The sequence below is a fragment of the Saccharothrix hoggarensis genome (assembly GCF_042678885.1).
Lineage (GTDB): Bacteria > Actinomycetota > Actinomycetes > Mycobacteriales > Pseudonocardiaceae > Actinosynnema > Actinosynnema hoggarensis.
This window is the reverse complement of the sequence record NZ_JBHTLK010000399.1, coordinates 1-3,328: the sequence shown is the minus strand read 5'-3', so window position 1 is coordinate 3,328 and position 3,328 is coordinate 1. Positions and strand designations below refer to the sequence as shown.

The following is a 3,328-nucleotide window of genomic DNA, read 5'->3' as shown; positions in this document are numbered from 1 at the left end:
CCCGTCGAGGCGGTGCGCCGCGCGGCCCGTGCGAGCGGCGCGGTGTCCGGGTGCCGCAACGCCTTCGCCCAGGCGTGGACCGGATCGGCGCCCAACGTCAGCAGGTCGACCACTTCGCGCAGCCGCTCACCGGCTCCGCCCGGAACACCCGCCACCACCGCGCGGACCGCGCCGGCCACCGGCAGTCCCGCCCGCAGGGCCGCGGCCAGCAAGTCCCACGTCGCCGCCAACTCCAACGGGTCGGCCGCGCTCCCGGGCCGCCGCTTCCCCTTCCTCCCCTTGCCCTTCCTGGTGCGCACCCGTGCCGCGGCACGCGACGGTGACGGGAGCACGAGCAGTGCCAGCGCGAGGAACAGCAGGCTCACGCGATCACCTGCCGGGTGAGCCGACCGCTCCACCGCAGTCCGGCGCAGATCAGCACCGTCCCGACGACGAGCAGCACCTGCCCCGCCGCGGTGCCGGTCAGGACGGCCAGCGGGCCCGCGCCGCCCAGCTCGCCGAGCACCACCCCGAAGAGCGGCAGACCGGCGAGCACCGCCGCGCTGGCCCGTGGCCCGGCCATCCGCGCGTGGACCTGCCGGGCGAACGCGGTCCGCCGGTCGAGGTCGCGGCGCACGGCGTCCAGCACGTCGGCCAACGGCACCCCGTGCACGGCGGACAACCGCCAGGCGCGGGCCAGGTTGCGGGCGTCCGGGAAGTCGGTGAGCGCCGCCTCCACGTCGCCACCGCGGGCCGAGGTCGCCGCGATCACCCGCAGCACGTCCGCCGCCGGTGGTTCGGCGTCCTCGGCGGCGCCGGTGGCGGCGTTGGCCGGGTGCGCGCCGGCACGCAGTTCGGCGACGAACGCGCTCAGCCCGTCGGCGAGCGCAGCGGACGCCGCGAGGTGGTCACGTTGCCGTGACGCCTCGCGATGCGTGCGCCACACACTCGTGGCCAGCAACGCCCCGGCGATCACCCCGCCCACGCCCACCACCAACCCCAGCCCGGCGCCCAGGAGCACCACGAGGGGTTGGTTGACCCGCGGCAGCTTCCACCGCGTCGTCGTCCGCCCGCGCAGCCGGTTCAACCTCCGGCGAGCGGCCGACGTCGGCAGCAGCACCAGCGCGGCGGCCAGCAGGAGCGGACTGATCACCCAGAGCGTGGTGGGCACCGCGGTGGACGCCGTCATGGCGCACCCACCAGGGAGTCGAGGGCCGCGGCGGCCTCACCGCGGCCGGCGCCCGGTCGCCAGGCCGGACGGACCGCCAGGTCGCCGCCCCGGCGTTCCAGCACGCCGATCTCGGCCAGGCGCCGGGTTCCGTCGACGGCACGGCGCATGTGCAGCACCACTTTCACCGCCGCCGCCACCTGGCTGTGCACCGCGCGGCGGTCCAGCCCGCCGAGGGCCGCCAACGCCTCCAGCCGCGCCGGGACCTCCGCGGGCGAGTTCGCGTGCAGCGTGCCCGCGCCGCCGTCGTGGCCGGTGTTCAGGGAGGCCAGGAGTTCGCACACCTCCGCCCCGCGCACCTCGCCGACGACGATCCGGTCGGGTCGCATCCGCAGCGCCTGGCGCACCAGGTCGCGCATGGTCACCTCGCCCGCGCCCTCGACGTTGGGGCCGCGGGCCAGGAGGTGGACGACCTGCGGGTGGTCGGGCCGGAGTTCACCGGCATCTTCCACGCAGACCACCCGTTCGTGGTGCGGCACGCAGGCCAGGAGAGCGGCGAGCAGCGTCGTCTTGCCCGAACCCGTGCCGCCGACGACCAGGAACGCCTGGCGCGCCACGACGATCGCCCGGAGGAGGTCGGCCGCGGGTTCGTCGAACGTCCCGCGGTCGAGCAGCGCGAGCAGGTCGTGCACCGCCGGGCGGAGGACGCGCAGCGAGAGGCACGTGAACGGCGCGATCGGCGGCAGCACGGCGTGCAGCCGAACCGAGCGGGGCAGCCACCCGTCGACGTAGGGCGCGGCGTCGTCCAACCGCCGCCCGGCCGCGACCGCGAGCCGCTGGGCGAGCCGCCGCACGGCGGCTTCATCCGGGAAGGCGACGTCGGTGCGGCGCAGACCGGTGCTCCCGTCGACCCACACCTGGTCGGGCGCGGTGACCAGGACGTCGGTCGTGCCGGGGTCGCGCAGGAGCGGTTCGAGCGGCCCCGCGCCCACGAACTCCTGGCGCAGCACGGCGAGGGCGCGCCGGACGTCCTCGTCGCCCAGCACCCCGCCGGCCTCCCCGCGCACCGCCGCCGCGACCGACGCGGGCGTCAGGTCCGCGCGCCCGTTGGCCAGCCGCCGCCGGACCCGTTCGACCAGGTCGTTCACGACCGACCCCCTTCAGGACGGGCCGAACCCACGACCGCGGCGCATTCCTCGCGCGGAGGCGGCACCACGAGGTCCGGCACAACGTCGGGCGCTGTCGGTTCGGGCAACGACAGTTCGGCGGCCAGGACGGCGGACAGCGCCACCGGACGACAGGTCCGGAACACCACCGGCGGCCGGTACAGCGGATGGCGGCGCAAGGTTGGCCCGCACCCGGCGGACCCCCGCGACGGCTGACGACTCACGACGACTCCCGAGGGTGCGATTGCTCCAGCGGCGGTTCGGACAACCGGCACGGCCGGCGCCGACAACGCCGCGGGCGGCCGGAACCGAAGGTGGTCACCTGGCATGGAGGGCTGCCAGGACTTCGCGCGCCGCACGGGCCAGCGGGCCTCGGGCGCGGGAGGGGAAGCGGCCCTCGTCCAGCGTGGTGGCCAGGCGGGGCTCGGAGCGCATGGCGGTGAGGAGCGGGACGCCCACCGCGTCGACCACCTGGCTCGCGGTCAGGCCGCCGGGGGCCGGGCCGCGGATCACGGCGCGCAGCCGCACGCCCCGCGCTTCCGCCTGGTCGACCAACGGCTTGGCCGCCATGCACGCCTTGACGTCCGCCGGCACGACGAGCACCGCGAGGTCGGCTCGGTCCAGCGCCGCGCACGCCGCCGGCGTCAGGCGGCGCGGGAGGTCGCACACGACCGTGCCACCGGCCCGCGTGCCCGAGTCGACCACCGCGACCACCGCGCCGGGTTCCGGGTCGGGGCCCGATCGGCCGCACGACAGCACGGTGAGGCCGCCCCGGCCGCCGGTGCGACCGGGCAGCGCCGAGCGGAGCGCCGCGACCGGCACGCGACCGCCGGTGAGCTGCAACGTGGGCCAGCGCAACCCTTCCTGCCGTTCGGCACCCAACGTCAGGTCGAGGCCGCCGCCCAACGGGTCGCAGTCGACGAGCAGCGCGAGGCCGCCCGCCGCCAGCACGGCCTGCCCCACCGCCACCGCCAGCACGGACGCGCCCGCACCGCCACGCGCGCCGAGCACCGGC

4 protein-coding genes are annotated in these 3,328 nt (G+C 77.1%); all 4 read right to left on the bottom strand.

The genetic code is table 11. The features are described 5' to 3' along the window. Nucleotides 1-365, bottom strand: a 365-nt coding sequence (locus ACFQ3T_RS35480; RefSeq protein ID WP_380730333.1) for a secretion system protein, incomplete at its 3' end; no start/stop codon positions are given. Beyond that, complete coding sequence (locus ACFQ3T_RS35475; RefSeq protein WP_380730331.1) at nt 362-1,132, bottom strand: type II secretion system F family protein; 771 nt, start codon at nt 1,130-1,132, stop codon at nt 362-364. The genes ACFQ3T_RS35480 and ACFQ3T_RS35475, both read right to left, overlap by 4 nt. A gap of 32 nt (nt 1,133-1,164) precedes the next feature. Beyond that, the gene (locus tag ACFQ3T_RS35470) at nt 1,165-2,295 is read right to left on the bottom strand and encodes a TadA family conjugal transfer-associated ATPase (RefSeq protein ID WP_380730329.1); all 1,131 of its coding nucleotides are present in this window, start codon (nt 2,293-2,295) and stop codon (nt 1,165-1,167) included. 336 nt (nt 2,296-2,631) lie between these two features. Then, nucleotides 2,632-3,328, bottom strand: a 697-nt coding sequence (gene ssd / locus ACFQ3T_RS35465; RefSeq protein WP_380730327.1) for a septum site-determining protein Ssd, incomplete at its 5' end; no start/stop codon positions are given.